This is a genomic window from Runella salmonicolor (genome assembly GCF_024158025.1).
GTDB classification, from domain to species: Bacteria; Bacteroidota; Bacteroidia; order Cytophagales; family Spirosomataceae; genus Runella; species Runella salmonicolor.
The window spans coordinates 58,577-64,869 of record NZ_JAMZEL010000019.1; the positions used below are offsets into that span (position 1 = coordinate 58,577).

Annotated in this window: 4 protein-coding genes; 3 read left to right on the forward strand and 1 reads right to left on the reverse strand. The window is 33.4% G+C overall.

The genetic code is table 11. From position 1 onward, the window contains the following. The 3 genes from NCI00_RS27525 (at window position 1) to NCI00_RS27535 (ending at window position 4,069) form a co-directional block, all read left to right on the forward strand. Window positions 1–1,176 (forward strand): PP2C family protein-serine/threonine phosphatase, encoded by a 1,176-nt coding sequence (locus tag NCI00_RS27525; RefSeq protein ID WP_166560335.1) that lies wholly within the window; start codon window positions 1–3, stop codon window positions 1,174–1,176. A gap of 243 nt (window positions 1,177–1,419) precedes the next feature. After that, a complete protein-coding gene (locus NCI00_RS27530) occupies window positions 1,420–2,163 on the forward strand; it encodes a LytR/AlgR family response regulator transcription factor (protein WP_253532931.1) in 744 nt (247 codons plus the stop codon). A 13-nt stretch (window positions 2,164–2,176) separates the two neighbouring features. Continuing rightward, complete coding sequence (locus NCI00_RS27535; protein ID WP_253532932.1) at window positions 2,177–4,069, forward strand: histidine kinase dimerization/phosphoacceptor domain -containing protein; 1,893 nt, start codon at window positions 2,177–2,179, stop codon at window positions 4,067–4,069. Between the two features lie 210 nt (window positions 4,070–4,279). Here the strand turns inward: NCI00_RS27535 and NCI00_RS27540 are convergent, their stop codons facing one another. After that, window positions 4,280–4,804 carry a hypothetical protein gene (locus NCI00_RS27540; protein WP_253532933.1) on the reverse strand — a complete coding sequence of 175 codons (525 nt, stop codon included), beginning with the start codon at window positions 4,802–4,804 and terminating at the stop codon, window positions 4,280–4,282. Between the last annotated feature and the right edge of the window lie 1,489 nt (window positions 4,805–6,293).

Genomic DNA, 6,293 nt, shown 5'->3' on the forward strand with positions numbered 1-6,293 from the left:
ATGGCAATCAAGATACTAAGTATGGATGACGAATTAGATATGGAAATGCTCATCCAAACTCGATTCAGAAAACAAATTCGTGAAAAAAGATACGAATTCATTTTTGTACACAATGGCGTTGAAGCCCTCGAAGCGTTGACTGAACATTCCGACATCGACATTGTGCTTTCGGATATTAACATGCCCGAAATGGACGGGCTGACTTTTTTGTCGCACCTCAACCAAATAAAAAAATCAAGGATAAAAGCGGTGATGGTTTCGGCCCATGGTGATATGGACAATATCCGGCGGGCTATGAACCTTGGAGCGTTTGATTTTATAACAAAACCCATCAATTTTGATGACTTAGACATTACCATCGACAAAACCGCTGGGTACATCGAAATGGTGATACAGCATGAGAAGGAGCGAGACCAATTGGTCTCGATTCAGAATGATTTGCTCATTGCCAGGGATATTCAACAATCAATGTTGCCTAAGATTTTTCCACCTTTCCCCAATCGAAAAGACCTAGATTTGCACGGCTTTCTCGAACCAGCCAAATCGGTAGGTGGAGATTTATTCGATTTCTTCTTGATTGACGAAAATCACCTTTTCTTTATCATCGGAGATGTATCTGATAAAGGAGTGCCAGCGTGTATGTTTATGGCCATTACAAAAGCCATTTTCAAAACCCATTTTTTACACCGTAACTATGAAGATATCGCCGATGAAGTAAAAGAAGTTAACGCATTCTTATCGGAAGACAACGACTCTTTTATGTTTGTAACTGCCTTTATTGGCATTTTAGATTTACAGACAGGCGTCGTTGAATACGTAGATGCAGGCCATGAGCCACCTTTCATTTTACGAAAAGATAAGGGAGTTGAACCGGTGGTAAAAACAACGGGTATGGCACTTGGTATCGACCCCAGCTACAACTATAAAAAACAAGTGTTGACTTTAAACCCCGGCGACACCCTTTTTATGTATACAGATGGTGTAACCGATGCCAATAATACGGCAGGCGACCGCTTCGGCACCCATAGAGCAGAAGAAGTTTTAACACCTTTTGTTAATGCGCCGTTGCCCCAAGACATCAACAACTCCATTCGCCAGCACTTGAAAGACTTTATCGGTGAAAACTCACAATTTGATGATATTACCGTCTTGACCATTCAATATAACGGTAACTAAGGTGTAAATATCGTTTATTAAACGAACAAACTGCTTAAAAAGCAGCCTCGAAACGCCCCCTTTTAGGGATAGTTTCAGAGGCTGCTTTTTTTTCGTATAATAAAAAACCACGATTGGCATATAATTTTTAGCCCTTTCGTACACAAAAAAATGATTTTTAGTCCTAAAATGGCTTAATTAGACCCTTATTTAATACACTAATGATATTGACCTTTTTCCTCAAAACTTCCTTTTAAGTAAATTATGGATGCAATTCAAATCGTTATTGTTGAAGATGACGCCATTATCGGAGCAGACCTCCAAGACCGCCTTGAGGAGATGGGCTACGAAGTGATTGGACTTTACGATAATGGTGAGGAAGCTTATGAATATCTCCAACTATCTTCTCCAGATTTAATAATCATGGATGTGCAGTTGTCGGGAAAATGGGATGGGATTGAAACAGTAAGGCAGATTTCAAAAAAAGTACAGTTTCCAATCATTTTTTTAACGGGTAATTCTGATGAAATTACCTTTTCAAAAGCAAAAACCACTGCACCAGCGGCTTTTCTTTCCAAACCTTATCGTGGTCGAGATCTAAAACATGCAATTGAATTAGCCATCATTCAATCAGCTGTAAAAACAAAAAAAATGGTTGATGTTGCAGAAAATGAAAGTGCCTACGTTCTTCAGGATCGGCTTTTTGTCAAAGTAAAAAACGGTATGGAACGATTATTTTTTCAGGACATCCAATGGGTCGAAGCCAACGATTATTATTGTAAAGTTTTTACTCGAACGAAAGAGATTCAAATTTTACAAACCTTAGGTAAATTTAGTGAAACCCTGAGCAATCTATCCGAATTTTTGAGGGTACATCGTTCATTTATTGTTAATTTGAACCATGTTGAGCAAATTGGTGACCTTTCCCTCTACATTGGTAAGCACCAAATTCCAGTTAGCAAATCTGCCCGAGAAGAAATCATGGGACGTTTAAAGAAGATTTCTTAATTTCATTTCAATAATGAAAAAAACTTTACTCAAAACTCTGGCTTTTTTGTTTAGTTTTTCGGCATTTTCACAAAATACTCTCCCCGAAAGTTCTGAAAAAAATATTTTATTGTTAGACAATACTCTCCTCAAAATCAGAAAATTATATACATTAGCAGAATCAATAAACAACACGGATATAGGAAGGGCTAAAAGAATTTTTCACCTATCTTACCATATTGCAAAGGAAAATAATCACCCAGAGTGGATTCCCAAAATTGAGTTTAATCTAGGAAATGTCGGGGCAAATTTAAGTCAACCCGACTCAGCTCTTTATTACTACAATCGAGCTTTATACGCATTTCAGAAGCAAAACAATTTAAAATGGGAAGCCAAAATTTTTGGTAGAATCTGTTGGGTATACAATTATTTGGGCAATTTTGATAAAGCGTTACTTTACGGATTTCGGGCGCTTACAATTTATCAAAAACTCAATGACCCCATTGGAATTGCGAAAGCAAATTCAGATTTAGCTTCCGTTTTTTTTTCACAGAATAACTCTGAAGAAGCAATCAATTATGCACAAAAAGCATACGATGAACAAAAACAATCTAATATTTTAAGAGACCTCTCCACGTCGGCCCAAATACTAGGAGATGCTTGGATGCTTTCTGGTAACTTTCAAAAAGCATTGGCATTTCTTAACGAAAGCCTCAAAATTAGGCGTCTATTTAACTACGACACAGATATTGCACTCTCATTGAATAGTAGAGCCAACGTTTACAAAAAAAAACGACAATACATAGCCGCCCTAGCCGATTATAAAGAGAGCCTCAGAATAGCCCAAAATAGCGGAATTTATTGGCTTACCGCCTCTGTTACTGGTAGTATTGGACATATTTACACTATGATGGGAAAATATCGGGAAGCTCTGCCATATTTAATTGAAAATGAAAAGCTATTAAAAAAAACATTTCGCTCCCAACAGGCTGTTGATAATTATAAACTTCTAGCTGAAACCTATGGTCAACTAAACAAGTATGATTCAGCCTTTTATTTTCAAAAGAAAGCATCGTTTATAGGTGACAGTTTACTGAATGCTCAGAAAAATATTCAATTTTCAAGTTTAAAGACCCAATATGAATCCGAACAAAAGGAGACTCAAATTGCACTACAAAATAAACAATTATCGGAGGACCGAATAAAACTTTGGACTTTATCTTCTTTTCTAGGACTGATGATTATTGGTGGTCTTATGCTTTTTAGGCTCATTCGTACATTACGCCAACGCAATAAAGAAAAGGAATATTTGATAAGGGAGATTCACCATCGTGTGAAAAACAACCTTCAAGTTCTTTCAAGTTTATTACATCTACAAAGTAAATACATAAAAGATAAAGCCGCATTGGAAGCAATAAGAGAAAGCGAAAATCGCGTAGAAGCTATGGGGCTTATTCACCAAAAATTATACATGGGAATCAATCCAGGAACAGTGGATATGAACGATTATCTCAAAAACCTGGGTATTTCGTTATTGGATTCATTTGGTTTGCTTACCACTGAGCAAGTCACGATTAACTATAAGCTGGACCCAATTTATTTAGATGTAGACACCGCCATGATTATTGGCCTGATTGTTAATGAATTATTAACCAATTCCCTAAAATATGCTTTTCCAGAGGGGCGAACTGGCGAGATTGAACTTTCATTTTGTGAGGAAAATGGCAAACTCTGTCTTCAAGTAAAAGACAATGGTATTGGTTCTGCCAAAGCACCAGAATTAAATAATGGAACCGCCTTTGGATTGAATCTGGTAAAGATTTTAAGTAAAAAACTCAAAGGAGACTCCAAAATTATTGAAACAACTGAGGGCTACTCAACCTTTCTCCAATTTGAAAAGGTATTGGGTAATCGGTCAACAAATTGATTCAATTTTATTTGACAAATTAATCATAAATCAATTATGTTTTTTTTCCCATCAAATCCTTGTATATTAATGTTTTGTATTGAATCAATTTTTGATATTTGAAGTTCGTAATATGGTTTAATAATGGGTAATACAGGCAGCCTTAAGGGATGTGTTTCGGGTAAAATTGATTTAAGTCATAGCGCATGAGTATCTTTTAAATTTGAAGAGTTAGAAAAATATATTTTTTAATTCATCGCTAGTGTATTTTTTTGTTTGTAAAAGTTGATGATAGGAGTAAGCTTTGTTGATAAGGGTTTCAGTGAATTGTAACGAAATAAAGTTTACACCGTTTTCGTACAGAAAAGCTTGGTAGTGAAGTAAATTCTTTGCATTACCACGACCCGAATACATATTTTTAAAATTATGATATTCAATTCCAACAATTTCAGCTAAGTTTTTGAGGTTCATTTTTTTTATTCCGTCGATCAAAGTAGTATCTGCGCGTTCAAAAATAGCATCGGTCATTTTACGATTCTTGTAAACAAAAAAGGAGTAGGTAAATACCAATTTCCAGTAATATTCACAGGATTCAGCATGGCTTTTAATTTCTGAAAGTTTTGCCCTTAATACCTGTGGATCTTCATTTGATTCAGATGCTATTTGTAAAGTTTTTAAGACTTTCTCACCAACTAAAATAGGATTATAGTTGCCTTTTTCATCACTATCTAATTTGGGTCTTCCTCTTGATTTCATTTTTATTTTTTTCAAATTGAGCACTAAATCTACATTATTAGTTTTGTAAACAACTATTTTTATTCACAAAATATGTCTTTTAATACTTCCAACGAAATTATTTCTGTCATTGGGTTAGCTGGTTTTTATCATGCTTTCCATAAGAGATAAGACAGTTCTGATGCATACTTAGCTTTTTAGCCATGGAATAATTTTTATGACTGTTTTAGATGAGTTTAAAAAGATAATCATGATTTATACATGGATAAATATACATATTAACCCAAAATAAATAGTATATTTTATTCATTTAGGTCTAATAATTGATATTCAAAGGTAATAAAAAACAGATTTATAAGTAGATTTTTATTGACAAAACTATACTTATTTGGACACTATGTTGTCCCCATTCGCCGATTTTACAATCGTTTTTTAGTTTTATTGAAGCTGTTCATAACATCGCTTTAAAATTGGATTAATCTATACGAGGAGCATTTGGAGTTACAATAGCCAAGCACTCTTTTTATGATTCTAGCATTCTGTCTAACTATTTACGTAGCGCTTTCAAAGTTTTAAATAACAAATGTTTGGATTAATACCCAATATCCCACTAGAACCCTCAAAAACACCTTCTGTTCAACTATTTAATCCCAATATGTTCCTGATTGTGTTTTCTGATAAAATCGTTCAGAGCGCCCAAAAAGGCGCTTAAATCGCATTCCTTAATTTAGATTGAGCTAGCAAGTGTGTATTTGTTGATTCAAATCAAAATCATTTTTGTTTTGACTTTTTGTTTAATGTATACTCATTCATGTTACGCAATAAATCATTTTTTTTATTACTTTTTAAAATCATCTTTTAAACTACATTTTAAACCATACTTAAACTATGTATTTAGTAGTCTAATTTATTCTTTCCCGTAGGTTAAAAAAAAATAAAAAATTAAAATCTCTTTTTTTAAAAAGTTTTTTAATACCTTTTTTAAATACTTTTTTAATAAAGTTTTTTAGCAGTCCAAAAATTGGCCATAATCAACTGATTATCATTGATTTGCAAAATCAATAATGTATATTCATTCATGTATAAATGTATATTCATTCATGTATAAATGTATACTGAGTCATGTATAAATGTATACTGAGTCATGTATAAATGTATACTGAGTCATGTATAATCATAAAATGAATAAAATGTATATTCATTCATGTGTGGATAACTATGTACCTTATTGATTAATAAGGTTTTATGTGAAAAATTATGTGGATAACTTTCAATAAAATGTATATTCATTCATGTAAAACAGCCTTTTAAGCCACAAAAAATGTATACTCATTTTGGTTTTTTTACATTGTTGTGGATAAAGTGACATTTTAGGGTACATCTTACAGTTTAAGTTGTTGTTAATCAGTAGAATAACTGTAAATAATGTAAATAGATTTTGAGTTTATTTACATTATTTCTAAGTTTGTTCAATAACTGTTACAAACGGTATTGCTATGGCAAAAAAAAA